This window comes from uncultured Cellulomonas sp. (genome assembly GCF_963527515.1).
Lineage (GTDB): Bacteria > Actinomycetota > Actinomycetes > Actinomycetales > Cellulomonadaceae > Cellulomonas.
Map to the genome: position 1 here is coordinate 1 of NZ_CAURTV010000041.1, position 26848 is coordinate 26848.

Below are 26848 nucleotides of genomic sequence, written 5' to 3' on the forward strand. Positions count from 1 at the left end.
GGGCGGAACCGGTCCGCTGCTGGCCCGCACCGCGAGCACCGGCGCGACCAGCGGGGGCGTCGGGTCGAGCAGGTCACCGCCGACGAGCGAGCGCAGGTGCGCCCAGGCCATCCGGCCCAGCTCGGCCTGGGGGACGGTCGCGGTGGTCAGCGACGGCGTCGCGAAGCGCGCGAGCTCGATGTCGTCGAAGCCGGTGATCGACACGTCGCCCGGCACGGCGACGCCGAGCTCGTTGAGCCGCGCGAGCAGCCCGAACGCGACCAGGTCGTTGTACGCGACGACCGCCGTGGCACGCGAGGCCAGCACGTCCTGCGCTGCGGCGTACCCGGACTCCACCGAGGAGCCCGCGGGCCGCTCGCTGAGCCGGACGTCCTCGCGGCGGGCGGCCGCGGCACGCAGCGCGTCGAGCCGGGCGCCGTGCGACGCGCTGTCGGGCGGGCCGGCCAGGTAGAGCAGATGGCGGTGGCCCAGGCCGGTGAGGTGCTCGACGATCTGGTCGATGCCGGCGGCGTAGTCGATGGCGAGGGTGGGGGTGGTGCCGTCGGCGGCGCGGTTGACCACCACCACCGGACGGATCTCCGGCAGCAGCGCACGCAGGGTCTGCTCGGGCATACGCGGGGACACCAGCACGAGCGCGTCGCAGCGCAGCCGGGCGTCCAGGGCGATGCGCTCCTCGTCGGCCGCGTGCTCGGCGGTGTCCGCGACGAGCACCCGGTAGCCCTCCTCCGCGGCGGCCGAGGCGACCCCGCGCAGCACCTGCTGGAACATCGGGTTGGCCAGGTCCGGCACGACGACGGCGACGGTGTTGGTGCGCCCGAGCGACAGGCTGCGCGCGGTGTTGCTGGGCCGGTAGTGCAGCTGCTCGGCGACCTCACGGACGCGTGCGGCGAGCTCGGGGTCCACGGTCGCGCGTCCGTTCATCACCCGGCTCACCGTGGCCCGGGACACGCCCGCGGCGTGCGCGACCTCGGCGATGGTCGACGCGCTGCGCGTCCACCCGTTCTGCGTCACTGCAGCCTCCCGCGGTCACCGTCGGCCCACCCACGAGGGGGCGGCTCCGCGCCGAACATACACCACCGGAAACCGGTTCCCAAGCACATCTCCCGGTGCTACGGTACCGACCGAGGAACCGGTTTCTCACCGAATCCCCACGGCGAACACAGTGAGGTGATCGACGACATGTCCGTAGTGACAGAGCTGCGCCGGACCGCCCGCGGCGCCAAGGGCACGCCACCTCGGCGTCCCCTGCGCAGCGGCGACGGCAAGAGCGCGGCGATCTTCCTCGCGCCCTGGTTCCTGGGGCTCGGGCTCATCACGATCGGGCCCATGGTGGCGTCGGGCTACCTGTCCTTCACCGACTACGACCTGCTGCAGTCGCCGTCCTGGGTCGGCCTCGAGAACTACACGCGGCTGTTCGAGGACCCCCGGCTGCTCAACTCGCTGCGGGTCACGTTCACCTACGTGTTCACCGCCGTGCCGCTGCAGCTGGTCGCCGCCCTGGCGCTCGCGCTCGTCCTCGACCGGGGGCTCAAGGGCCTCCCGTTCTACCGGTCGGTCCTCTACCTGCCGTCCCTGCTGGGCGGCTCGGTGGCGGTCGCCATCCTGTGGCGCCAGGTGTTCGGCGTCGACGGCCTGGTGAACGCCTTCCTCGGCCTGTTCGGCGTCGAGGGCAAGGGCTGGGTGTCCGACCCGGACACCGCGCTCGGCACCCTGGTCATCCTGCACGTGTGGACGTTCGGCGCCCCGATGATCATCTTCCTGGCGGGGCTGCGGCAGATCCCGGAGATGTACTACGAGGCCGCGTCGATCGACGGTGCCGGCCTGCTTCGCAAGTTCCGGTCGATCACCCTGCCGCTGCTGACGCCGATCATCTTCTTCAACCTGGTGCTCCAGGTGATCGGGGCGTTCCAGAGCTTCACGCAGGCGTTCGTCGTCTCGGGCGGCACCGGCGGACCGGCCGACTCGACGATGTTCTACACGCTCTACCTGTACCAGAAGGGCTTCACGGCCTTCGAGATGGGGTACGCCTCCGCGATGGCCTGGCTGCTCGTCCTCATCGTCGCGGTGATGACCCTGATCAACTTCTTCGCCTCCAAGTTCTGGGTCTTCTACGATGACTGAGGTCCGAGTGCGCCCCACGCCCCTCGCCGCTGCGGCCGCTGAGGCTCCCCCGATCCGCCACCGCTCCCCGTGGCCCGACCGCCGGCGCTCCGCGCTCAAGCACGCGGGCCTCATCGCGCTCTGCGCGCTCATGCTCTACCCGCTGATCTGGCTGCTGGTGAGCTCGTTCAAGCCCACGGAGCTGATCTTCCGCGACGTCGGCCTGATCCCTACCGAGGTCGACTGGACCAACTACTCGCAGGGCTGGAACGCGCTGCAGTACCCGTTCAGCCGCTACCTGCTGAACTCGGCGGTCATCGTGCTCGGGTCGCTGGTGGGGAACCTGGTCAGCTGCTCGATGGCGGCCTACGCGTTCGCGCGCCTGGAGTTCCGGGGCCGACGCCTGTGGTTCGCGGTCATGCTCATGTCGATCATGCTGCCGATCCACGTGATCATCGTGCCGCAGTACATCCTGTTCGCCCGGCTGGACTGGATCAACACGTTCCTGCCGCTCATCGTCCCGAAGCTGCTGGCCACGGACGCGTTCTTCATCTTCCTCATGGTCCAGTTCTTCCGCGGCATCCCCCGGGAGCTGGACGAGGCCGCCCGCCTGGACGGCTGCGGGCACGGCCGCATCTACCTGCGGATCATGCTCCCGCTGTCGCTGCCCGCCCTGGCCACCACGGCGATCTTCACGTTCATCTGGACGTGGAACGACTTCTTCAGCCAGCTCATCTTCCTCGTCCGGCCGGACATGTACACCGCGCCGGTCGCTCTCCGCACGTTCCTGGACTCCACGGGCGTCAGCTCGTGGGGCCCGATGTTCGCGATGTCGATCGTCTCGCTCATCCCCGTCTTCCTCGCCTTCCTCGTCGGCCAGAAGTACCTGGTCAAGGGGATCGCGACGACGGGCATCAAGTAGCTGCCTTGTGAGAACACCGTCGTCCTCGTCAACCCAAGGAGAACCATGCGCCCCCGTCCGTCCCTCCGCGTCGGTGCCCTGCTGGCCGTCGCAGCCCTGGCCCTCACGGCCTGCGCCGGCGCGTCCGACGACGCGCCCGCCGCAACGCCGACCTCGTCGGGACCCCCCGAGCCCGTCGAGATCCGCTTCTCCTGGTGGGGTTCCGACACCCGCCACGAGCTGACCCAGCAGGTGCTCGACGCGTTCGAGGCGAAGTACCCGCACATCACCGTGGTCCCCGACTACACCGACTGGAACAGCTACTTCGACAAGCTGGGCACCGCGGTCGCCGGCGGGGACGCACCCGACGTCATGACGCAGGAGGAGCGGTTCCTCAACGAGTACGCCTCGCGCGGCGTGCTTGCGGACGTCAAGGAGCTGGACGTCGACACCTCGAAGATCGACGAGGCCGTGCTCGAGTCCGGCACCATCGACGACGCCCTCTACGGCGTGGCCACCGGCGTCAACGCGTACGCGATCGTCGCCGACCCCACCGCGTTCGCCGCCGCCGGCGTCGAGTTGCCCGACGACACCACCTGGACCTGGGAGGAGTACGTCGAGATCGCCGAGGAGATCTCCGCGAAGACCGGCAAGGCGGTCTACGGCGCCCAGGACTACGGGTTCAACGAGCCCGGCTTCTCGATCTTTGCCCGGCAGCGCGGCGAGTCCCTCTACACGAAGGACGGCACGCTCGGGTACGACGAGAAGACGCTCGCCGAGTGGTGGCAGTACTCGCTCGACCTGCAGAGCAGCGGCGGTCAGCCCGACGCCGCCAAGACCGTCGAGGTCGACGCCGGCGGACCCGAGCAGTCGCTCGTCGCCACCGGCACCGGGGCGATGGCGTGGTTCTGGACCAACCAGCTGACCGCCATCACCAACGCCTCGGGCAAGGAGCTCACGCTGCTCCGCGTCCCCGGCGAGTCGGAGGAGGAGCGCACCGGCATGTACTTCAAGCCGGCCATGTTCTACTCCGTCTCCGCCAAGTCCGAGCACCCCACCGAGGCCGCCCTGCTGGTCGACTTCCTGCTCAACGACACCGCCGCCGGCGAGATCCTGCTCTCCGACCGTGGCCTCCCGGCCAACACCGACGTCCGCGCGGCCGTGCAGGAGAAGTTCTCGGCCACCGACAAGCAGGCCGCCGAGTTCCTGGCCGACCTCGAGGACGAGATCGTCGACGGACCCGCCGTCCCGCCCGTGGGCGCTGGTCAGGTCGCCGAGATCACGCGCCGCATCAACCAGGAGGTGCTCTTCGGCCGCCTGACCCCGGCCGACGCCGCCAAGCAGTTCACGACGGAGGTCGAGTCGGCGATCGGCTGACCCACCCCGTCCACGAGCGACGCCCGCAGTCTCCGCAGAGGCTGCGGGCGTCGCTGCGTCCGGGACCCGACCGTCCCGCACACCCGGTCATGCGGACGTCCGAGGAAGTGCGCGCTCGGGCAGCCAGATGCTCGGACGTCCCAGAACCGCCATCCGTTGCGTCCGAGGATGTGCGCGCTCGGGCAGCCACTTGCTCGGACGTTGGGTGGTGGTGGTGGTCAGGCGCTGGCGCGGATGCGGAGGGTGGGCTCGAAGATCGTGGACGTGACGCGGCGGCCCGGGTCGGCGATGGTGTCCAGCAGGATGCGGGCCATCGCCGCCGCCATCTCCTCGATCGGCTGCCGCACCGAGGTGAGCGCGGGGCGGGACAGGGCGCCGACCGAGCTGTCGTCGAACCCGATGACGCGCACGTCCTCGGGCACCCGGCGGCCGGCGGTCTGCAGCGCCTCGATCGCGCCGAGCGCCATGAGGTCGTTCGACGCGAACACCCCGTCGAGGTCCGCGTACTGCCCGAGCAGCGCGGTCATCGCCGCGACGCCGCTCTCGTACGTGAAGACACCGCCGGCGGTCGGTACGAACGCCTGACCGTGCCGGGCCATCGCGTCCTGGAACCCCGACAGCCGGTCCTGCGCGGAGGGCACGTCGAGCGGCCCGGAGATGGCCGCCACGTGCCGGCACCCGCGGGCGACCAGGTGCTCGGCGGCCAGCCGGGCGCCGTCTCGGTTGGCGACGTCGACGAAGCTCAGCGGGATCGGCCGGCCGGGGCGCGCGAACACCACCGCGGGCAGCCGCGCCTCGACGAGCAGCGCGGGCATCGGGTCGTCGCCCCGGGTGGACACGACCAGCGCGCCGTCCGCGTTGCCGTTGCGCAGCGAGGAGATCACGCGCGACCGGTCGAAGTCGGTCTCGGCGAGCATGAGGATCGGGTCGACGTCGTGGGGTCGCAGGGCGCGCAGCATGCCACCGACCACGCGGCCGAAGAACGGGTCGGCGAAGTCGATGGTCGACGGGGACCCCTGCTCCTCCGCGCCGGACACCACGACGATCACCGCGCCCGTCCGCCGGGTGACCAGCGAGCGCGCGGCCAGGTTGGGCACGTAGCCGGTGGTCGCGATGGCCTCCCGGACGACCGCCTGGATCTCCGCGGCGACCCGGCGCTGGCCGTTGACCACGCGCGAGACCGTGGCCCGGGAGACGCCGGCGACCCGCGCCACGTCCTCGAGCGTGGGCGCGCCGGAGCCGGACGCTCGTGGCACGCCCCTCGGCGGGGTCGCCTCGAGGGTGGCCGCGCGGACGCCCTCCGGGGGCGCCTCGACGGGGTCGTCTGCCATCCGCGCAGACTACCAGGCTCGGAGAGCGCTCTCGCGGATTCCTCGGTCGTCCGGGAGTCACGGCATCCCGTTCTCCGGTCGGTGGGGCTATGCGCGCGGGTGAGAACAGGTATAGCGTCCCATTTCGGGAGCCAGACCCACCCAGCCCAGCGTTCTGCACCGCCCACACCTCGGTCCACGGGATAGAGCGCTCTCCCACTCGCAGCACCGGCACCAGCTCAACGACGAACTGCACGCCCGCGCACCGGATCGACGACGAGGTCGACTGCGGACCGACCTCGCGTCCCCTGCCACGGGCCAGCCCCGGAGGAGACACCTGTGTTCACGACCACCACCGACCGCCCCACCAGGAACGCCCCACCACCCGGCCGCAGCCGGCGACTGCTGGGCGTCCTGGCCGCAGCCGCGCTCGTCGCCGCCGGCATCGGCATCCCCGCCGGTGCCGCGCAGGCCGAGCCGGTGCTGCTCTCGCAGGGCAAGACCGTCACGGCGTCGTCCGTGGAGAACGCCGACTACACGCCGGCGTCCGCCGCGGTGGACGGCAGCGCGGGGACCCGCTGGGCCAGCCAGCCGTCCGACGCGCAGTGGCTGACCATCGACCTCGGCGCGACCGCCCAGGTCAACCAGGTGGTGCTCAGCTGGGAGGCCGCCTACGGCTCCGGGTACCAGATCCGGACGTCCCCGAACGGCACGACCTGGACCAGCATCTACACGACGACCACCGGCAAGGGCGGCAAGGAGACCCTCGACGTCACCGGCAGCGGCCGGTACGTGCAGGTCCTGGGCACCAAGCGCGCCACCGGCTACGGGTACTCGCTGTGGGAGGTGCAGGTCTACGGCACCCCCGGCACGACGCAGCCCCCGACCGGCACGTGCGGCACCACCAACGTCGCGCAGGGCAAGACCGCGACGGCGTCGTCGTCCGAGCAGGGTGCGGGGACCGCAGCGGGCCTCGCGGTGGACGGCAACGCCGGCACGCGGTGGGCCAGCACCTTCGCCGACAACCAGTGGTGGCAGGTGGACCTGGGCTCCAGCCAGGCGCTCTGCAACGTCACGCTCTCCTGGGAGGGCGCGTACGGCAAGGCGTTCCGGGTCCAGGGGTCGGCCGACGGCACCACGTGGAGCACCCTGTCGACGATCACCAACGGCACCGGCGGGACCCAGTCGATCGCACTCACGGGCACCGCCCGGCACCTGCGGCTCGACCTGCAGACGCGCGGCACCGGCTACGGCTTCTCTCTGTGGGAGGTGACGGTGCGCACCACCGGCACCACCACGCCGGACCCCACGGACCCGACAGGTCCCGCGGACGGCAAGGTCCGGATCGCGGGCAGCCAGGGGAGCTGGTCGCTGCTGGTCAACGGCCAGAGCTGGGTGACCAAGGGGATGACGTGGGGCCCCGCTCCGGCCGAGTTCCCGCAGCACGCCGCCAACCTCCAGGCCATGGGCGTCAACACCATCCGCACGTGGGGCACCGACGCGGGCTCCAAGGTCCTGCTCGACGCCGCCGCGGCGGCGGGCATGCGGACGGTCGCCGGCTTCTGGCTGGCTCCCGGTGGCGGACCCGGCTCGGGCGGCTGCCCGAACTACGTCACGGACACCGCCTACAAGACCAGCTCGATGAACGACATCGTCACCTGGGTCACCGCGTACAAGGACAACCCCGGCGTGCTCATGTGGAACGTCGGCAACGAGTCCCTGCTCGGGCTCGGCAACTGCTACTCGGGCGCGGAGCTCGAGGCGCAGCGCACCGCCTACGCGACGTTCGTCAACGACGCCGCCAAGCGCATCCACCAGATCGACCCCAACCACCCGGTGACGTCGACCGACGCCTGGACCGGCGCGTGGCCGTACTACAAGGCCAGCTCGCCCGACCTGGACCTGTACGGCCTGAACGCCTACAACGCGGTGTGCGACGCGAAGGCGACGTGGATCGCAGGCGGCTACACCAAGCCGTACCTCATCACCGAGGGCGGTCCGGCGGGTGAGTGGGAGGTCCCCGACGACGCCAACGGCGTGCCGGACCAGGGGACCGACGCGCAGAACGCGGCCGGCTACACGCGGGCGTGGGACTGCATCAAGGCACACCCCGGCGTCGCGCTCGGCGCCACGCTGTTCCACTACGGCAACGAGGGCGACTTCGGCGGCATCTGGTTCAACGTCAAGCCGGGCAACAACAAGCGGCTCTCGTACTACGCCGTCGCCAAGGCGTACGGCGGCTCGGCCGGGGCGGCGGGGGTCAACACTCCCCCGACGTTCAGCTCGATGACCGTGGCCAACAGCGCTGCCGTCGTCGCCGGCTCGACGTTCACCGTGAACGCCGCGGCGAGCGACCCGAACGGTGACCCCATCACCTACAACGTGCTGCTGAACAGCAAGTACGTGAACGACTCCGGCGGCCTGGCCCCGGCGACGTTCACGCGCAGCGGCAGCACGTTCTCGGTGACGGCTCCGCAGACCCTCGGCGTCTGGAAGGTCTACGTGTTCGCCGAGGACGGCAAGGGCAACGTGGGCGTCGAGACGAGGTCGTTCCGCGTCGTCCCGCCCGCGGTGGGCGGCACCAACATCGCCCAGGGCCGCACCACGACGGCGTCGTCGTTCGATCCGTACAACGGCAACTTCACGCCGGGTCAGGCCACCGACGGCAGCTACGCCACCCGGTGGGCCAGCAGCTGGGCCGACGACGAGTGGATCCAGGTGGACCTCGGCTCCGTGCGGTCGTTCTCCTCGATCCAGCTGGTGTGGGAGTCCGCGTACGGCAAGGGCTACCGCATCGAGACGTCCAACGACGGCTCGACCTGGTCGACGCTGACCACGGTGACCGCCGGCGACGGGAACGTGGACACCCTGAACGCCGCCGGCTCGGCCCGCTACGTGCGGGTGCACGGGACAGCCCGCGGGACCGCGTACGGCTACTCGCTGTACGAGCTCGGGGTCTACGCCTGAGGGCGTGACCTCGTGACGTGCCCGGGGCGGGCGGCCACCCGCCCCGGGCACCACCCTCGGCCAACCCCTCACAGAGCCGATGACGCCTGAGGGTCGTGTGCATCGTCGCACCACCCTCGGGTCCCTTCCGCACACCGTCTGAAGGAGACCTCATGCCCACCCATCTCCACGCGCCACGCTCACGCAAGGCCCGTGCCGTCCTGGCCGGAGCACTGTCCGCGGTACTCGTCGCGACCGGCCTCGGGGTCGCGATCGCGACCACCGCGAGCGCCGCTCCCGTCAACATCTCACAGGGCAAGCTCGCCACGTCCTCGTCGGCGGAGGGCCCGGACTTCACCGCGTCCAAGGCCGTCGACGGCAACAACGGCACCCGCTGGGCCAGCCAGTTCTCCGACGCCCAGTGGATCCAGGTCGACCTCGGCGGCACGGCCACCGTCGACCGGGTGGAGCTGCGCTGGGAGGCGGCCTACGCCAAGGCGTTCCAGGTGCAGCTGTCCCCGAACGGCACCACCTGGACGACGGTCGCCACGGTCACCAACGGCACCGGTGGCAACCAGACGGTCGCCGCCGCCGGCACCGGCCGCTACCTGCGCCTCAACCTCACGGCACGCGGCACCGGCTACGGCTACTCGCTGTGGGACCTCGCCGTGCTCGGCACGGGGGGCGCGACGACGGCCCCGCACACGCCGAAGCCGCTGCCGCCGGCCCCGCCGGGCGCCGACACGTCGGTGACGCACCACGAGTTCCAGGCCAACTGCACGCCGACGCACACGCTCAACGACGACCCGATCGTCTACCCGGGCCAGGCGGGCGCGTCGCACAGCCACACGTTCCTCGGCAACCGCTCGACCAACGCGAACACCACCACGGCGTCGCTGCTGGCCGCCAACAGCACCAGCTGCACCGTGCCGCAGGACGAGTCGGCGTACTGGTTCCCCACCCTCATGCGCGGGGACACCAAGGTGGTCGCCAGCAACGAGCAGACCATCTACTACAAGGCCGGGATCATCGACTACAAGAAGGTCGTCCCGTTCCCGCAGGGCCTGCGCTACCTCGTCGGCAGCATGACGGCCACGCAGGAGGAGTTCCGGACCGCCCCTGGCACGGTCGAGGGCTTCGAGTGCGGGAACAGCTCGTTCAACTGGGACATCCCGGCGAGCTGCCCGGTCGGCTCGCAGCTGAACGTCCGCTACCAGGCCCCCAGCTGCTGGGACGGGATCAACCTCGACTCCCCCAACCACAAGAGCCACATGGCGTACCCGGTGAACGGTGAGTGCACGGCCAGCCACCCGGTCGCGGTGCCGATGATCGAGTTCAAGCTCTCCTGGCCGGTGGACGGCAACCTGTCGGACGTCCGGTTCTCGAGCGGTCGCGGCTTCTCGTTCCACTACGACTTCTTCAACGCGTGGGACCCGGCCGTGCTCCAGGCGCTGACCGAGCACTGCATCAACGGCGGCCTGCAGTGCAACCCGCGCGGCTACGACCTGTACAAGCCCTGGGCCGGTGCGGTCCTGGACGCCGACTACCAGCTGATCCCGTGAGGACTCCCATGCACACCCCTGTCCACTCCCGGGCGCGAGCCTGGACCGCCGCGGTCCTCGCGGCCGGCGTCGTCGCGGTCGGGGCCATCACGGCCGCCACCGCCGCGAACGCCGCACCCGTCAACCTGTCGCAGGGCAAGACCGTCACGGCGTCGTCGACGGAGAACGCCGACTACACCCCGGCCCGCTACGCCGTCGACGGCAACGCGGCCACCCGGTGGGCGAGCCTGCCCGCCGATCCCCAGTCGATCCAGGTCGACCTCGGCCAGGCGGCGACCCTCGACCACCTGACCCTCGTGTGGGAGGCGGCGTACGGCAAGGCGTTCACGGTTCAGACGTCCACCGACGGCACGTCCTGGTCCACGGCCGCCACGATCACCAACGGCACCGGCGGTACGCAGGACGTGGCCGTCACCGGCACCGCCCGGTACGTGCGGCTGAACCTGACCGCCCGCGGGACCGGCTATGGCTACTCGCTGTGGGAGCTCCAGGTGTTCGGCACCACCGGGACCGTCACGCCGCCCGCGTGCGGCTCCGACAACGTGGCGCAGGGCAAGACGGCCACCGCGTCGACCACCGAGAACGGTGGCACGCCCGCGAGCGCGGCGGTCGACGGCAACCTCGGCACCCGCTGGTCCAGCACGTTCGCGGACCCGCAGTGGTGGCAGGTCGACCTCGGCTCGGCGCAGAGCATCTGCAAGGTGACGCTCCGCTGGGAGGGCGCGTACGGCAAGGCGTTCCGCGTCCAGACGTCCTCGACGGGCACGACGTGGGCGACGGCGGCTACGGTCACCAACGGCACGGGCGGCGTGCAGACGATCGACGTCGCCGCGACCGCGCGCTACGTCCGGCTCGACCTGACCACCCGGGGCACCGGCTACGGCTACTCGCTCTGGGAGGTCCAGATCAGCACCGGCTCCACCACCACCGACCCGATCCCCGGCGGCGGCGACCTCGGCCCGAACGTCCACGTGTTCACGCCGACCACCGGGCAGGCCGCCATCCAGGCGAAGCTCGACGAGACGTTCACGGCCCAGGAGGAGGCGCAGTTCGGCACCCGCCGCGACCAGTTCCTCTTCGCCCCCGGCACCTACGACGTGCAGGCGCACATCGGGTTCAACACGTCGATCAACGGCCTGGGTCGCAACCCCGACGACGTCAACATCACCGGCGGCGTGTGGGCCGACGCGCAGTGGTTCGGCGGCAACGCGACGCAGAACTTCTGGCGCTCGATGGAGAACCTGAAGATCACGCCGTTCACCGGGGAGAACCGCTGGGCGGTCTCGCAGGCGGCACCCATGCGGCGCATCCACGTGGCGGGCGACCTCGCAGTCTTCCCGTCGTCGTACGGCTGGGCCTCGGGCGGCTTCGCGGCGGACTCGAAGGTCGACGGCGCCATGAAGTCGGCGTCGCAGCAGCAGTGGTACACCCGCGACTCAGCGCTGGGCCGCTGGGAGGGCTCGGTCTGGAACATGGTGTTCTCGGGCGTGACCGGCTCCCCGGCACCGAGCTTCCCGAACCCGTCGCACACGGTGCTCGACACCACGCCGATCAGCCGCGAGAAGCCGTACCTGTACCAGTCGGGCACGGGCACGACGTGGCAGTCGCTGTCGGTGTTCGTCCCGTCCAGCCGCGTCAACGCGCGCGGCGTCTCGTGGCCGAACACGCCGGGCACGTCGATCCCGCTGAGCCAGTTCTACGTCGCCAAGCCCGGTGACAGTGCGGACCGCATCAACGCCGCGCTTGCGCAGGGCCTGCACCTGCTGCTCACCCCGGGGATCTACACCCTGGACAAGACGATCGACGTCACCCGTCCGGACACCGTGGTGCTCGGCCTCGGCTACGCGACGATCGTCCCGACGGCCGGTCAGACGGCCATGAGGGTCGGCGACGTCAACGGCGTCCGGATCGCCGGCGTCCTGTTCGACGCCGGTGTCGTCAACTCACCGGCGATGCTCGAGGTGGGGTTGGCCGGCAACCACACCGACCGCGCCGCGAACCCGGTCTCGCTGCACGACGTGTTCGTCCGCGTCGGTGGGCGGATCCCCGGCAAGGTGACCTCGGCCATCGTCGTCAACTCCGACGACACGATCGTCGACCACATCTGGTCGTGGCGCGGCGACCACGGAGCCGGGGTCGGCTGGAACGAGAACCCGTCCGCGTACGGCCTCGTCGTCAACGGCAACGACGTCCTGGGGCTGGGGCTGTTCGTCGAGCACTACCAGAAGGAGAACACCCTCTGGAACGGCGACCGCGGGCGGACGATCTTCTACCAGAACGAGCTGCCGTACGACGTGCCGAACCAGGCGGCGTGGCAGAACGGCACCCGTCGCGGCTACGCGGGCTACCGGGTGGCCGACGCTGTCAACACCCACGAGCTGTGGGGCGGCGGCGTGTACAGCTTCTTCAACGTCGACCCGAGCATCGTCGTCGACAGCGGGTTCCAGGTGCCGGTCAAGCCGGGCGTCAGGTTCCACAACATCCTGACGGTGTCGCTCGGCGGCAACGGCATCATCGCGCACGTCATCAACGACACCGGGGGCGTGGCGCAGGGCACGGCCACGATCCCGGCGTACCTGGCCAGCTACGGCGGCTGACCTCCGACGGCGACGGCCCCCGGCTCCTCGAGAGCCGGGGCCGTCGGCGTATCTCACCCCGCCCCGCGCGCTCCTTCATGACACCCTCGACCACACGGGGGCTCGAAGGACGAGAGGGACGTCGATGCCGGAGCAGGTCCTGATCCGTGGGGCGGTCGCGTTCGACCCGGAGGCGCACGGGTTCGCGTTCCCCAACGCGTTCGTCAACGAGGTGCTCACGCTGCCCAACGGCGCCAAGATCACCACGGCCGGCCGCTGCGGCGGCATGGCGTACGTGTCGCTCGACTACTTCCTGGCCGGGCAGCCGGCGCCGCGGTGGCGGGCCGACCTCTGGGCGCCCTCCCGCGTGCCCCCGGACAGCCACTGGCTGGCCCGCCTGTTCACGCAGCGGCTGCGCGACTCGTTCTTCACCGGCTCCGCGGCCAAGTTCGTCACGTGGTCCATGCACTCCGACGACGAGACGTGGGTGTTCAAGGGCGTGCGGCGGTGGACCAAGGAGGAGGAGCTCCCCCGGGTGATCCGCTCGATCGACGCCGGCCGCCCGGTGGTGCTCGGGCTGGTGGTCGCGCGCGACCTGGCCTCGGTGGGCCACAACCACCAGGTCATCGCGTACGGCTACGAGCAGGACCGGGAGTCGGGCCGGACCACGGTGCAGGTCTACGACAACAACTCCCCCGGCCGCGCCGTGACGCTCACCTCCGAGCAGGGCCAGAGCGACTGGACGGCCTCGAACGGGCACGTCTGGCGCGGGTTCTTCGTGCAGGACTACACGCCCCGGCGCCCACGGGTGCTCACCAGGAACGCCCCGGACGTCAAGGACCGGGTGTCCACCGGCGACACCGTCAAGCTGTCGCACGTGTGGACGGGACTCACCCTGCACTCCCACGACCGGCCGTACACGCACCGCGGCACCGACGGCCACCAGCAGGTGACCTGCTTCGGCGGCTCCGACGACAACGACCGCTGGCTGCTGGTCGGCACCGGCGGGACCGCGGCGGGCACCGCGCTGCGGGACGGCTCGGTGGTGCGGCTGCGGCACCTGTCCACCGGCCGGTGGCTGCACAGCGCGGCGGGTGTCCCCTCGCCGCTGAGCGGCCAGCAGGAGGTCAGTGCCGTCGACACGCCCGACGCGACGGCGGACTGGCGGATCGAGGTCGTCGACGAGCGCCCGTGGACCGCCGGCGCACGTGTCCGCCTCGTGCACGTCGCCACCGACGCCGCCCTGCACTCCCACCGCGCCACCGACCCCCGGCTGACGGCGGGCCAGCAGGAGGTCACGGCCTACCCCGGTCGGGACGTCAACGACTGGTGGACGGTCCTGGAGCTGAGCTGACCTCAGCCGATCCAGACCTCCTCGTCCACGACGAGCCTGCCGACCAGCGGCGGGGACGTCGTCGGCCCGAAGGACGCGTTCATCGCGCTGCGCACCAGGACGTCGTCACCGTCGACCGCTGCGGTGACCGTCAGGACGAAGGGTGACTCGACGAACCGCACGGTCAGCACGTACGTGTCCGGGGTGGTCCAGGTCCCGCTGACCAGCGCGTCCTCGGGGTCGCGACGCCTGAGCGTGGTGCGGCTCAGCGCCGGCTGCGCGTGCCCGACCGTGACGATCACCGTCTCCTCGCCGTGGTCGACGGTGAGCCGGTCGTGCTCCGGCCCCGCCTCGAGCACCGCGTTGCGGATCCCGAGCCCGTTCGGTTCGAACGTGATCGTCCGGCCGTCCAGGCGCGCGCCGGCCGGGGAGGTCGGCGACCCGCTCGGGGGGTCCAGGCGCAGGCTGCCCAGCCGGTCGGCCAGGAGCGCTCGGCCCTCGGCGTCCGCGGGCAGGGGCGCGTCGGACAGCCCGGGCAGCAGGTGCTCCCAGACCAGGCCGAGCTGGTGGTGCATGTCCGCCACACCGGACGTCGTCACGACGACGAGGTCCTGCTCGGGCAGGACCACGCAGAACTGCCCGAACGCGCCGTCGCCGCGGTAGCTGTCGTGGCGGCCGCGCCAGAACTGGTAGCCGTACCCCTGCGCCCAGTCCGGGTCGGGTCCGCCGTCGTTGGGCACCTGCCGACGCGTCGCCTCCGCCACCCAGTCCGCGGGCACCACCTGCCGACCGTCCCAGACGCCGCCCTGCAGGTAGAGCTGCCCGAACACTGCGATGTCCTCGGTGGTCGCCGACATCCCGGACCCGCCCACGTCGATGCCGTCCGGCGACTGCTGCCAGGTAGCGCCCTCGATCCCCAGCGGCTCGAACAGGCGCGGCGCCAGGTAGTCGAGCAGCCGCTGGCCGGTGAGCTTGTGCACCAGCGCGGAGAGCATGAAGGTGGCCGCCGTGTTGTAGACGAAGAACGTGCCGGGCTCGTGCACCACCGGCTGCGCGAGGAACACGCCCACCCAGTCCTGCGAGTCGTACACCTGGTCCGTGGGGTCCGCGGCGTGCCCGGTCGTCATGGTCAGCAGGTGCCGCACGCGCATCCGCCGCAGGTTCTCGTCCGGGTGCGCAGGGGCCGGGAAGTGGTCCAGCACCAGGTCGTCGACGGTGAGCAGCCCCTCCGCGACGGCGAACCCGACCGCGGTCGACGTGAAGCTCTTGCTCAGCGAGTACAGCTCGTGCAGCCGGTCGGGGGCGTACGGAGCGGCCCACCCCTCGGCCACCACCACCCCGTGCCGCAGCACCATGAGCGAGTGGAGCTCGGGCCACCCGGCGAGCGCGTCGACCAGCCGGCTCAGTGCGCGCGGATCGACCCCCTGCTCCTCGGGTGTGGATCGGGGCAGTCGACGGCGTCCAGGCATGACCCCACCCTGCCACCGCGGACCCACGCGGGCCCGCCGCGGCCACCCGTCCGGCGCGCGCCCCAGCCACCGGGCCGCGAGCTCACGGGCCGGCGCGCGCCCGGTCCGTCACCTACCGCGGTCGAGAACGTGCCGTGTCAGCGAGATCGGCAGTTCACAGTGCCGTTCTCGCTGGGAACGCACGTCCTCGCGGGCGCGCAGACGGGCACCGCGGCAGACCCGCTCGAACTCGTCACCTCGAGTCGAACTCGTCAGTCACAACAAACGAGCTCGGCTACAACGGACGAGTTCGGCTGCAGTGCACGAGCTCGGCTGCACCGGACGAGCTGGGCCGCACCGGCCGCGCCCAGCCGGCACCACACGCGCCCCAACCGGAGGCCGCCCGGACAGCAGGACGCCCCGGCCCTCCGAGAGGAGGACCGGGGCGTGCTGTGCGGGGGTCAGCCCACCTGGGGCAGGGTGCCCGTGCCGCCGTCGCCGATGGTGGAGACCGGAGCGGCCGCCGGCAGGTCGGTGCCCGAGCCGGGGGTGCCCACGGAGGCGCCGACCGGGACGGGGTCCGAGGTGAACGCGCCGCGCGGGACGCCCCGGAACGTGAACTCCCCGAGCAGACCCTCGCCCTCGGCGTCCACGATCACCAGCTGACCGGCCTTGAGCTCGCCGAACAGGATCTTCTCGGACAGGGCGTCCTCGATCTCCCGCTGGATGGCGCGGCGCAGCGGCCGTGCACCCAGGACCGGGTCGTAGCCCTTCTCCGAGAGCAGCGTCTTGGCCGCGGGCGTGATCTGGATGTCCATGTCCTTGTCCCGCAGGCGCTTGGCCAGCTTGGCGATCATCAGGTCGACGATCGCGAAGATCTCGGGCTGGGACAGCTGCGGGAACACGACCACGTCGTCGACGCGGTTGAGGAACTCAGGCCGGAAGTGCTGCTTGAGCTCGTCGTTGACCTTGGACTTCATGCGCTCGTACGACGTCGACAGGTCCCCGCCGGCCTGGAAGCCGGTCATGAGGCCCTTGGCGATGTCCCGGGTGCCGAGGTTCGTGGTCATGATGATGACGGTGTTCTTGAAGTCGACCACGCGGCCCTGCGAGTCGGTCAGGCGACCGTCCTCGAGGATCTGCAGGAGCGAGTTGAAGATGTCCGCGTGCGCCTTCTCGACCTCGTCGAAGAGGACCACGGAGAACGGCTTGCGCCGCACCTTCTCGGTCAGCTGGCCGCCCTCGTCGTACCCGACGTAGCCGGGGGGCGAGCCGAACAGCCGCGAGACCGTGTGCTTCTCCGAGAACTCGGACATGTCGAGCTGGATGAGCGCGTCCTCGTCACCGAACAGGAACTCCGCGAGCGCCTTGGCCAGCTCGGTCTTCCCGACGCCCGTGGGCCCGGCGAAGATGAACGACCCACCGGGACGCTTCGGGTCCTTGAGCCCGGCACGCGTGCGGCGGATGGCCTGCGCGAGCGCCTTGATGGCGGCGTCCTGGCCGACGACCCGCTTGTGCAGGTTCTCCTCCATGTGGAGCAGGCGGCTGGACTCCTCCTCGGTGAGCTTGAACACCGGGATGCCCGTGGCGTTGGCCAGCACCTCGGCGATGAGCTCCTCGTCCACCTCCGCGACCGCGTCGAGGTCGCCGGACTTCCAGGCCTTCTCCTTCTCCACGCGCTTGAGACCGAGCTGCTTCTCGGCGTCGCGGAGACGGGCTGCCTTCTCGAAGTCCTGCTCGTCGATCGCCGACTCCTTGTCGCGGCGCGTCTCGGCGATCTGCTCGTCGAGCTCGCGGAGCTCCGGGGGAGCCGTCATGCGGCGGATGCGCAGGCGGGCGCCGGCCTCGTCGACCAGGTCGATCGCCTTGTCCGGCAGGTAGCGGTCGTTGACGTACCGGTCCGCCAGCGTGGCGGCGGCGACCAGGGCGGCGTCCGTGATGGACACGCGGTGGTGGGCCTCGTACCGGTCGCGCAGACCCTTGAGGATCTCGATCGCGTGCTGCAGGTTGGGCTCGGCCACCTGGATCGGCTGGAAGCGACGCTCCAGGGCCGGGTCCTTCTCGACGTACTTGCGGTACTCGTCGAGCGTGGTGGCACCGATGGTCTGCAGCTCGCCGCGCGCCAGCATCGGCTTGAGGATGCTCGCGGCGTCGATGGCGCCCTCGGCGGCACCGGCCCCGACGAGCGTGTGGATCTCGTCGATGAACAGGATGATGTCGCCGCGCGTGCGGATCTCCTTGAGCACCTTCTTCAGGCGCTCCTCGAAGTCACCGCGGTAGCGGGAGCCCGCCACGAGCGCGCCCAGGTCCAGCGTGTACAGCTGCTTGTCCTTGAGCGTCTCGGGCACGTCGCCGCGCACGATGTCCTGCGCGAGGCCCTCGACGACGGCGGTCTTGCCGACGCCGGGCTCCCCGATGAGGACCGGGTTGTTCTTGGTGCGGCGGGACAGCACCTGCATGACCCGCTCGATCTCCTTCTCGCGACCGATGACCGGGTCGAGCTTGCCGTCGCGCGCAGCCTGCGTGAGGTTGCGGCCGAACTGGTCGAGGACGGCGCTGCCCGAGGGCTGCCCCTCCTGCGGACCGCCGGCGGCGACGGGCTCCTTGCCCTGGTACCCGGAGACGAGCTGGATGACCTGCTGGCGCACACGGTTCAGGTCCGCGCCCAGCTTGTTGAGGACCTGGGCGGCGACGCCCTCGCCCTCACGGATGAGGCCGAGCAGGATGTGCTCGGTCCCGATGTAGTTGTGGCCCAGCTGCAGCGCCTCGCGCAGCGACAGCTCGAGCACCTTCTTGGCGCGCGGGGTGAAGGGGATGTGGCCCGACGGAGCCTGCTGGCCCTCGCCGATGATCTCCTGCACCTGGGCGCGGACGGCCTCGAGCGAGATGCCGAGCGACTCGAGAGCCTTGGCAGCGACACCTTCACCCTCGTGGATCAGTCCCAGGAGGATGTGTTCGGTGCCGATGTAGTTGTGGTTGAGCATCCGTGCCTCTTCTTGGGCAAGGACGACCACGCGACGGGCTCGGTCCGTGAATCTCTCGAACATGTGCACTCCTCACGAGCTGCGTGCCGGCTCCCCTGGCTGGCGCACCGGGGGACGACGGGGCGGCGTTGTTCGATGCTAACGGCGGGCAGGTGCCCTCACTGCCCGTGTTCGCCGCAGGCGTGACGACGACCCCCGGTTGCCCGGAGGCATGGATCGCCCGAGCGGCCGGGTCTAGCGTCGATGTGCCCGATGGGCGTCCCGGGCGAGCAGGGGCGACGACGCCTCGGCCACCCGAACCCGCACGACTCCCGGTTGTCCTCGAGGGGAGGGGTCCTATGGGTCCCCGACGAATGACTGCTCTGCTCGCAGCACTTCTCCTGCTGGTGCTCACGCCGACGACGGCGAGTGCGCACCGGCCCACTCCCGACCGGGAGCCCCGGCTCCTCGTCGGTGGCCTGTCCGGCGGGTTCGGGAGCACGGTCGGCCCCGACGGCGCGCTCTACGTGACCGAGCAGGGGGGCGGCGAGGTCTCCCGGATCGATCCGCGCACCGGCGCCGTCTCGCTGCTCGCCAGCGGCCTGCCGACGAACAACGGCACCGGCGTGACGGACGTGGCCTTCGTCGGTCGCACGGCCTACGTGCTGACCACGTTCGTCACCCCCGAGGTCGGGGGCACCGGGGTCAACGGCGTCTTCCGGGTGGACGGCCCCACCAGCTTCACCCTCGTGGCCGACCTCGGAGCGTGGGCTGCTGCGCACCCCCCAGCCAGCTCGTTCTTCGTCAAGACGGGCGTGCAGTACGCGTTCGAGGCGTACAAGGACGGCTTCCTCGTCACCGACGGCCACCACAACCGCGTCTACCGGGTGGGCCTCGACGGCTCGATCGCGGTCCAGATCGCCTTCGAGAACGTGGTGCCGACCGGCCTCGACGTCGTCGGCGCGCGCGCCTACCTGGCGCAGTCCGGACCGGTCCCGCACCTGCCGCAGGACGGCAAGATCGTCACGTTCGGCCCCCGGTCCACGGAGGCGAGGCAGGTCGCGTCCGGCGGGCCGCTGATGCTCGACGTCCAGGCCGGCCACGGGCACCGGCTGTACGCGCTGGCACAGGGCACCTGGCCGCTGGGCGGTCCCGAGGGCTCGCCGGCGGCGCCGGACACGGGCCTGCTGTACGAGGTCGGTCGGCACGGGTCGCTCGAGGTCGTCGCCGACGGGCTCGACCAGCCGGTCTCGTTCCAGGTCATCCGCGGCACGGCCTACGTCGTCACGCTCGGCGGCGAGGTGTGGACCGTCGACCTGGGCGGGAGGCACGGCCACCACTGAGTGCACCCGCGAGGGGTCGGGCGGTGCCGCCCGGCCCCTCGTCGTGCGCTCAGGAGGGATGCACGATCACCCACGTGGCCACGGTCACGGCGTCGCTCTGGTTGCTCAGCCGGTGCGGGGTGCCGCACGCGTAGGAGACGGTGTCGCCGGCGCGGACCACCACGCGCTCGTCAGGGAAGTCGATGGTCAGCTCCCCCTGCGTCACGGTGCCGATCTCGTAGCCGACGTGCGTGAGCAGCTCGTTCTGCTCCGCCCCCGTGGAGCCCGGCGGGTAGGTGGACTCGAAGAAGTCGACGTCGCGCGCGGGCCCCGGTGACAGACGGCGGAACACCACGCCCCCGGCCAGCCGGACCACCTCGGCCTCGACCGCCCGCCGGACCACGTAGCCGCCGGCGACCGGCTGCGGCGCGGTCAGCGAGGGCCCCCCGAACACGTCCACGAGGCTGGCGTCGAGGGCCGTGACGAGCGCGAAGAGGCGGTTCACCGACGGGCGCAGCACCCCGCGCTCGATCTGCGAGACCGCGCTGGTGGAGACGCCCACGCGTCGGCCGACCTCGCGCAGGGTCAGCCCGCGGTCCTCCCGCAGCTGGCGCAGCCGCGCGCCGAGCTGCTCGGAGTCGAACGCGTCGAGCAGCCTGCCCGCCTCGTCGACCGCTGTCACAGCGCACCCTCCGTCACGACTCACGCATGAAGCCCAAAGTTCACAGACCGGAAACCGGCGCAGGGTTGTGAAGCAATAGATTCACAACCGTTCAGTCATCGCTTCACCGTACGGGATGCCCATCGCCCCTGGCCAGGGACGCACCGACCCCCACCCCACCCGCGTGAGGACCACCATGAACCCTGGACAGCCCGACACCACAGAGCTGCCGAACGACGTCGTCGAGGCCGCCGGCCTGCCCCCGGGCGCCGGCACCATCCAACCCGGCTACGACCCCCGGCTCACCAACGAGGACCTGGCCCCGCTGAAGAAGCAGACCTGGTCGTCGTACAACATCTTCGCGTTCTGGATGTCCGACGTGCACAGCGTCGGCGGCTACGTCACGGCCGGCAGCCTGTTCGCGCTCGGCATCGCCAGCTGGCAGGTGCTCGTCGCGCTCATCGTCGGCATCGTCATCGTCCAGGTGTTCTGCAACCTCGTCGCCAAGCCGAGCCAGAAGACCGGCGTGCCCTACCCGGTGATCAACCGCGCGGTGTTCGGCGTGCTGGGCGCCAACATCCCGGCCATCATCCGCGGGCTCATCGCGGTGGCCTGGTACGGCGTGCAGACCTTCCTGGCGGCCGAGGCGCTCAACATCATCTTCCTCAAGTTCGTCCCCGGCTCCGAGGCCCTGCTCGACACCTCGTTCGTCGGCCTGTCGACGCTCGGCTGGATCTCCTACGCGATCCTCTGGGTGGCCCAGGCCGCGCTGTTCTGGACCGGCATGGAGACCATCCGCCGGTTCATCGACTGGGCCGGTCCGGCGGTGTACGTCGTGATGATCCTGCTGGCGGTCTACCTGGTGTCCGAGGCGGGGTGGAGCAACATCTCGCTCAACCTGTCGTCGGGGCCGCCCATGGGGTTCTGGGCCTCGATCCCGGTGATGCTGGGCGCGATCGCGCTGGTCGTGTCCTACTTCTCCGGGCCGATGCTGAACTTCGGGGACTTCGCCCGGTACGGCAAGAGCTTCACGGCCGTGAAGAAGGGGAACTTCCTCGGGCTGCCGGTGAACTTCCTGTTCTTCTCGCTGCTCACCGTCATCTGCGCGTCGGCCACCGTCCCGGTGTTCGGCGAGCTCATCACGGACCCCATCCACACGGTGGAGCGCATCGACACCCCGTTCGCGATCCTGCTGGGCGGCCTGACGTTCGTGACCGCGACGGTCGGCATCAACATCGTCGCCAACTTCATCTCACCCGCGTTCGACTTCTCCAACGTCTCCCCGCAGAAGATCAGCTGGCGCATGGGCGGCATGATCGCCGCCGTCGGCTCGGTGCTCCTGACCCCGTGGAACTGGTACTCCAACGCGACCGCGATCCACTACACGCTCGGCGTGCTGGGTGCCCTGATCGGTCCGCTGTTCGGCATCCTCATCGCCGGCTACTACGTGATCGGCAGGCAGCGGGTGCACGTGGACGACATGTTCACCATGTCGACCACCGGGAAGTACTGGTACTCGGGCGGCTACAACCGCAACGCGGTGGCCACGGTCATCTCGGCCGGGCTGGTGTCGGTGGCGGCCGCGGTGCTGCCCAAGGCGTTCGCGGACATGGGCGCGTTCGACGTCACCTGGGTGGCCAGCTACAGCTGGTTCATCGGCTGCGGGCTCGGGTACGCGATCTTCGTGTTCCTCGAGCGTCGCAACCCCCAGATCCCGCTGCTGGACGCGTCCGACGAGCACGTGTCGGACGGGACCGTGACGGAGCGCACCGGCGCGGGCGTGACGGTCTGAGCATGCACATCCGGGTCATCAACCCCAACACCACCCGGGCGATGACCGACCTGGTCGGTCGGTCCGCCCGGGTGGTGGCGGCCCCGGGCACGCTCGTCGACGCCGTCCAGCCGACCATGGGGCCGGCGTCGATCGAGAGCCACTACGAGGAGGCGCTGGCCGTCCCAGGGCTGCTGGAGCAGGTCGCGCTCGGGGAGGCCGAGGGGGTCGACGCCTACGTGGTCGCGTGCTTCGGGGACCCGGGTCTCGACGCCGCCCGCGAGCTGGCGCACGGTCCCGTGATCGGGATCGCCGAGGCCGCGATGCACGTCGCGGCCCTGGTCGGCCGTCGGTTCAGCGTGGTCACCACGCTGGGCCGCACCCGCGCCCGCGCCCGCGAGCTGGCGGACCGGTACGGGTTCCGCGACGCGTGCGTCGCGGTGCGCGCCTGCGAGATCCCGGTGCTCGCGCTGGAGGACCCGGGCGCGCAGAGACGCCTCACCGACGAGTGCCGCCGCGCGGTCGAGCAAGACGGGGCCGACGCGATCGTGCTGGGCTGCGCCGGGATGGCGTCGCTGTGCGCGGCGATCGCCGACGAGGTCGGGGTCCCGGTCGTCGACGGCGTGGCCGCGGGGACCGTGCTCGCCCAGTCGCTGGTCACCCTCGGACTGCGGCCGGGGGCGGCCGGGGAGTATGCGTCGCCACCGCCGAAGCCGATGTCCGGGCTGCTGGCGGGTTTCGAGATCCACGCCGCCGTGCGCGTGCCCGTAGCCTGACGCACCAGACGACCACCCGGGAGCCGCCATGACCGTGCCTGACCTCGTGGTCCGCGCCGCGCGCGCCTGGGTGGACGGAGCGTGGCGGCCCGCGCAGGTCGCCGTGACCGACGGGCGGATCACCGCGCTCGACGGACCGGTGCCGGACGGTGTCCCGGTCGTCGGGCTCGCCGACGACGAGGTCCTGCTCCCGGGCCTGGTCGACAGCCACGTGCACGTCAACGAGCCCGGCCGCACCGCGTGGGAGGGGTTCACGTCGGCGACGCGTGCCGCCGCGGCGGGCGGGGTGACGACGCTCGTCGACATGCCGCTCAACTCGATCCCGCCCACCACGACGGTCCGCGCGCTCGACGCCAAGCGGGTCGCGACCGCGCGCAAGCTCACCGTGGACGTCGCGTTCTGGGGCGGGGCGGTACCCGACAACCTGGGCTCGCTCGCACCCCTGCACGCCGCGGGGGTCCGCGGGTTCAAGGCGTTCCTCACCCCGTCGGGCGTCGACGAGTTCGGGCACCTCGACCCCGCGCAGCTGGAGGCCGCGCTGGCGGAGGTGGCCACGCTCGGCAGCGTGCTCGTCGTGCACGCGGAGGACCCGGCGGACCTGCACGGCGACGGCCCGCTGGGCGAGCAGTACGCCGACTTCCTGGCCAGCCGGCCGGCGGTGAGCGAGCGGCACGCGATCGCCCGGGTGATCGACGCGATGCGACGCACCGGCGCCCGCGCGCACGTCCTGCACCTGTCCGACGCCGGCTCGCTCGACCTGGTCCGGTCGGCCCGGGCCGAGGGCCTGCCGCTGACCGTCGAGACCTGCCCGCACTACCTGGCGCTGCGGGCGCAGGACGTGCCGGCCGCCGCGACGCAGTTCAAGTGCTGCCCGCCCATCCGCGACGCCGCCAACCAGGACCTGCTCTGGGCGGCGGTGCTGGACGGGACGATCGACGCGATCGTCTCCGACCACTCGCCGTCCACCCCGGACCTGAAGAACACCGACTTCGGGCTGTCCTGGGGCGGCATCGCGGGACTTCAGCTGGGGCTGTCCGTGGTGTGGACCGAGGCGCGCCGACGCGGGATCGCCCTGGACGCGCTGCTGCCCCTGGTCACCACGGGGCCCGCGCGCATCGCCGGGCTCGACGCGGGCGCCCTGACGGTCGGTGCCCCGGCTCACCTGGTCGCGTTCGCGCCCGACGAGGAGCGCGTGGTCGACGTGCACGCCCTCGAGCACCGCAACCCGGTCTCCCCCTACGACGGCGCCACGCTGGCCGGCGCCGTGCGGACGGTGTGGCTGCACGGGCGGGTCGTCGTCGCGGACGGGCAGGTCACGACGCCGGGCACCGGCCGCGTGCTGCTGCCAGAGGTCGCGCGTGCGTGACCCGTCAGGCCTCGCGGTGCCGGTGCCCGAGCGCCGCGGCCGCCAGCGCCAGCACCCCTGCCACCAGCATCCCCACCCCGACCCCCTGCTCGCCGCCGACCTGCAGCAGCAGCGCCCCGACGCCGGCGCCCACCAGGATCAGCACGACCGCGAGCGCGCGCCGGGCCCAGTTGTCGCCGGTCCCGCCGGCCACCCTGCTGTCCGCCGCGAGCCCGGTCAGGGTGGACGTGACGACCACCGTGGTCACGTCCTTGACGGCCAGGCGGCGCGCGCTCGCGGCCTGCAGCCCCATCGCGACGGCGAGCACCGTGGTCACGACCAGCGCCCACACGGTGCCCTCGACCGGGGGCGCCAGCAGGGCACCCACCCCGAGCCCGACCGCGAGCACCCCGGTCGCCGCGAACGTGGCGCTGGTGCGGTCCGACCAGCCGGCCGGGGCGGTCCGCAGCACCCGCCCGCCGAGCGCCGCACCGGCCAGGAAGCCGGCCAGCGCGAGGGCCGGGCCGGCCACCGGCAGGTCGTCGGCCCCCGCGAGCGCCATGCCGAGGATTACGACGTTGCCGGTCATGTTCGCGGTGAACACCCGGTCCAGGCCCAGGTAGCCGACGGCGTCGACGATGCCCGTGGTGAAGGTCAGTGCCAGCATGAGCACCAGGTGTCGGCGCGCGTCGTCCCAGGTCGTCATCACGGCGTCATCGTGGGGGTGCGGAACCGATGAGTGCAACGTTGCAGCCGGGCGCGGGCAACATCCGTGCAGCCGCCTACCTGCCGTCCACGCCGGCCACGGTCCTGTGGGGCCGGCTGCCCTGCGCCGCCGACGAGCCGGTCCTGCGGATCGAGCCCGGGACCGAGGTGACCATCGACACGGTGAGCCACGAGGGCCTGCTGGACGACCAGTGCAGCGACCCCCTGGCGTACTTCACCGGCCACGGCGTGGACCCGCGGGACGTGCTCGCCGACGCCGTCGAGATCGTCGCCACCCTGACGCGCGACCCCGCGGACGGACCCCACGTGGTGACCGGGCCGATCCACGTCGCGGGCGCGATGCCGGGCGACCTGCTGGCGATCACCGTGCTGGAGACCACCCCACGGGTGCCGTACGGGGTCATCTCCAACCGGCACGGCCGCGGCGCCCTGGCCGGTGAGCTGCCGCGCGGGCCGGGGAACGTGAGCGTGTTCGCGACGGTGCGGGACAACATGGGCTGCCTGCCGGTGGTCGAGGGCGGCGAGCGCGTGATCGAGTTCCCCCTCGCACCCTTCCTCGGGATCATGGGCGTCGCGGTGGCCGGCGACGAGCGGCCGCACTCGGTGCCTCCGGGCGCGCACGGCGGGAACATCGACATCAACCTGCTCCAGGTGGGCTCCACGCTGTACCTGCCCGTGCAGGTGCCGGGTGCGCTCGCCTACGTGGGCGACCCGCACTTCGCGCAGGGGGACGGCGAGGTGGCGCTCACCGCGCTGGAGGCCTCGCTGCGAGTCACGCTGCGGTTCGACGTGGTGCCCGCCGCCGAGGCGGTCGCGCGGTTCGGGCTGCTGGACGGACCGCTCGTCGAGACGCCCGAGTACCTGGTGCCGACCGGCCTCGACCGCGACCTGGACGAGGCCCTGCGCCGGTGCGTGCGGGCCGCGCTCGCACTGCTGCAGGCGCGCTGGGGTCTCGACGAGCACCTGGCGTACGCGTACCTGTCCGCCGCCGCCGACTTCGACATCTCGCAGGTGGTCGATCAGGTGTGCGGGGTCCACGCCCGCATCCGCGTGGCGGACTTCGACCGGGTGGCCCGATGAGCCTGCCCGCGGACCTGCAGGAGGCGTTCGACGCCTACGAGCGCGCGCTCGCGACCGACGACGTCGCGGCCCTGGACGACGCGTTCGCGCCCGGCCCGCTGACGCTCCGCGGCGACGGCGACGGGCTGCTCGTGGGGCACGACGCCATCAGCGCGTTCCGCGGCACGCGCGGCGGCATCACCCCCCGCGTCCTGGACAGGGTCGAGTTCCGGCGGCTGGCCCAGGACTGCTGGCTGATCGTCGCGACCTCGCGATTCGAGGGCGGCGGCACCGGGCTGCAGACGCAGGTGTGGCAGCTCTCCGAGGGCCGGTGGCGCATCACCGCCGCGCACGTGACCGGCCGCACGCGGAGCTTCGACACGTCCGTGTGGCGCACGGTCGGCGACCCGCTCTACCAGGGGGCGTTCGAGGGGCCCCTGCTCGGGCTGCGCGTGGCGGTCAAGGACGTCTTCGCCGTCCGCGGCTACCGGGTGGGCGCCGGCAACCCGACGTGGCTGCGCGAGGCCGCCCGCGAGCGCGAGCACGCGCCCGCGGTGCTCGACCTGCTCAAGGGTGGTGCGTCGGTCCGCGGCCTGGCCCGCACCGACGAGCTGGCCTACTCCCTCGCGGGCGCCAACCCGCACTACGGCACCCCGGCCAACGGCGCCGTGC

At 71.7% G+C, this 26848-nt stretch carries 19 protein-coding genes; 13 read left to right on the forward strand and 6 right to left on the reverse strand.

Annotated elements, in window-relative coordinates; translation table 11 throughout:
* The coding region (locus RYN42_RS11210) for a LacI family DNA-binding transcriptional regulator (RefSeq protein WP_315096126.1) at window positions 1–1011 on the reverse strand (1011 nt) is incomplete at its 3' end.
* 168 nt (window positions 1012–1179) lie between these two features.
* Here RYN42_RS11210 and RYN42_RS11215 point away from each other — a divergent pair.
* From RYN42_RS11215 to RYN42_RS11225, 3 genes are read left to right on the forward strand one after another with little or no spacing between them, the layout of a single operon-like run.
* Entirely contained in the window at window positions 1180–2121 is a 942-nt protein-coding gene (locus tag RYN42_RS11215; protein WP_315096127.1) for a sugar ABC transporter permease, read from the forward strand.
* Complete coding sequence (locus tag RYN42_RS11220) at window positions 2114–3022, forward strand: carbohydrate ABC transporter permease (protein ID WP_315096129.1); 909 nt, start codon at window positions 2114–2116, stop codon at window positions 3020–3022. The genes RYN42_RS11215 and RYN42_RS11220 overlap by 8 nt, the downstream gene beginning before the upstream one ends.
* 45 nt (window positions 3023–3067) lie before the next feature.
* On the forward strand, window positions 3068–4378 hold the full coding sequence (locus RYN42_RS11225) for an extracellular solute-binding protein (protein ID WP_315096131.1): 1311 nt from the start codon (window positions 3068–3070) through the stop codon (window positions 4376–4378).
* Between the two features lie 218 nt (window positions 4379–4596).
* On the opposite strand, the gene RYN42_RS11230 is transcribed toward RYN42_RS11225, so the two are convergent.
* Window positions 4597–5709 carry a LacI family DNA-binding transcriptional regulator gene (locus RYN42_RS11230; RefSeq protein ID WP_315096133.1) on the reverse strand — a complete coding sequence of 371 codons (1113 nt, stop codon included), beginning with the start codon at window positions 5707–5709 and terminating at the stop codon, window positions 4597–4599.
* Window positions 5710–6027: 318 nt separating this feature from the next.
* Here RYN42_RS11230 and RYN42_RS11235 point away from each other — a divergent pair, with 318 nt between their 5' ends.
* The 4 genes from RYN42_RS11235 to RYN42_RS11250 all read left to right on the forward strand — a co-directional run bounded on the left by RYN42_RS11235 (window position 6028) and on the right by RYN42_RS11250 (window position 14126).
* Window positions 6028–8655, forward strand: a complete 2628-nt coding sequence (locus RYN42_RS11235) for a discoidin domain-containing protein (protein ID WP_315096134.1) — start codon at window positions 6028–6030, stop codon at window positions 8653–8655.
* Between the two features lie 152 nt (window positions 8656–8807).
* Window positions 8808–10196 carry a DUF1996 domain-containing protein gene (locus RYN42_RS11240; RefSeq protein ID WP_315096135.1) on the forward strand — a complete coding sequence of 463 codons (1389 nt, stop codon included), beginning with the start codon at window positions 8808–8810 and terminating at the stop codon, window positions 10194–10196.
* Between the two features lie 8 nt (window positions 10197–10204).
* Entirely contained in the window at window positions 10205–12793 is a 2589-nt protein-coding gene (locus RYN42_RS11245) for a discoidin domain-containing protein (protein ID WP_315096137.1), read from the forward strand.
* 124 nt (window positions 12794–12917) lie between these two features.
* The gene (locus tag RYN42_RS11250) at window positions 12918–14126 is read left to right on the forward strand and encodes an MIR domain-containing protein (protein WP_315096139.1); all 1209 of its coding nucleotides are present in this window, start codon (window positions 12918–12920) and stop codon (window positions 14124–14126) included.
* A 2-nt stretch (window positions 14127–14128) separates the two neighbouring features.
* Here the strand turns inward: RYN42_RS11250 and RYN42_RS11255 are convergent, their stop codons facing one another.
* Together RYN42_RS11255 and RYN42_RS11260 are read right to left on the reverse strand one after the other, a co-directional pair.
* The gene (locus RYN42_RS11255; protein WP_315096141.1) at window positions 14129–15574 is read right to left on the reverse strand and encodes a serine hydrolase; all 1446 of its coding nucleotides are present in this window, start codon (window positions 15572–15574) and stop codon (window positions 14129–14131) included.
* A gap of 440 nt (window positions 15575–16014) precedes the next feature.
* The gene (locus RYN42_RS11260) at window positions 16015–18600 is read right to left on the reverse strand and encodes an ATP-dependent Clp protease ATP-binding subunit (RefSeq protein ID WP_315096143.1); all 2586 of its coding nucleotides are present in this window, start codon (window positions 18598–18600) and stop codon (window positions 16015–16017) included.
* A 290-nt stretch (window positions 18601–18890) separates the two neighbouring features.
* On the opposite strand from RYN42_RS11260, the gene RYN42_RS11265 reads away from it, so the two are divergent.
* A complete protein-coding gene (locus RYN42_RS11265) occupies window positions 18891–19859 on the forward strand; it encodes a ScyD/ScyE family protein (RefSeq protein WP_315096145.1) in 969 nt (322 codons plus the stop codon).
* 49 nt (window positions 19860–19908) lie between these two features.
* Here RYN42_RS11265 and RYN42_RS11270 read toward each other — a convergent pair whose 3' ends face one another.
* The gene (locus tag RYN42_RS11270) at window positions 19909–20520 is read right to left on the reverse strand and encodes a helix-turn-helix domain-containing protein (RefSeq protein WP_315096147.1); all 612 of its coding nucleotides are present in this window, start codon (window positions 20518–20520) and stop codon (window positions 19909–19911) included.
* A gap of 175 nt (window positions 20521–20695) precedes the next feature.
* Between RYN42_RS11270 and RYN42_RS11275 the strand changes: the two genes are divergently transcribed.
* The 3 genes from RYN42_RS11275 to allB are packed head-to-tail and all read left to right on the forward strand — an operon-like array spanning window position 20696 to window position 24412.
* A complete protein-coding gene (locus RYN42_RS11275) occupies window positions 20696–22291 on the forward strand; it encodes an NCS1 family nucleobase:cation symporter-1 (protein ID WP_315096149.1) in 1596 nt (531 codons plus the stop codon).
* A 2-nt stretch (window positions 22292–22293) separates the two neighbouring features.
* Window positions 22294–23046: an aspartate/glutamate racemase family protein gene (locus tag RYN42_RS11280; protein WP_315096151.1), complete on the forward strand. Its 753-nt coding sequence runs from the start codon at window positions 22294–22296 to the stop codon at window positions 23044–23046.
* A 28-nt stretch (window positions 23047–23074) separates the two neighbouring features.
* Window positions 23075–24412, forward strand: a complete 1338-nt coding sequence (gene allB, locus RYN42_RS11285; protein ID WP_315096153.1) for an allantoinase AllB — start codon at window positions 23075–23077, stop codon at window positions 24410–24412.
* A 4-nt stretch (window positions 24413–24416) separates the two neighbouring features.
* Here allB and RYN42_RS11290 read toward each other — a convergent pair whose 3' ends face one another.
* The gene (locus tag RYN42_RS11290) at window positions 24417–25097 is read right to left on the reverse strand and encodes a YoaK family protein (protein ID WP_315096159.1); all 681 of its coding nucleotides are present in this window, start codon (window positions 25095–25097) and stop codon (window positions 24417–24419) included.
* Between the two features lie 29 nt (window positions 25098–25126).
* On the opposite strand from RYN42_RS11290, the gene RYN42_RS11295 reads away from it, so the two are divergent.
* Entirely contained in the window at window positions 25127–26197 is a 1071-nt protein-coding gene (locus RYN42_RS11295; protein WP_315096155.1) for an acetamidase/formamidase family protein, read from the forward strand.
* The coding region (locus tag RYN42_RS11300) for an AtzH-like domain-containing protein (protein ID WP_315096157.1) at window positions 26194–26848 on the forward strand (655 nt) is incomplete at its 3' end. The genes RYN42_RS11295 and RYN42_RS11300, both read left to right, overlap by 4 nt.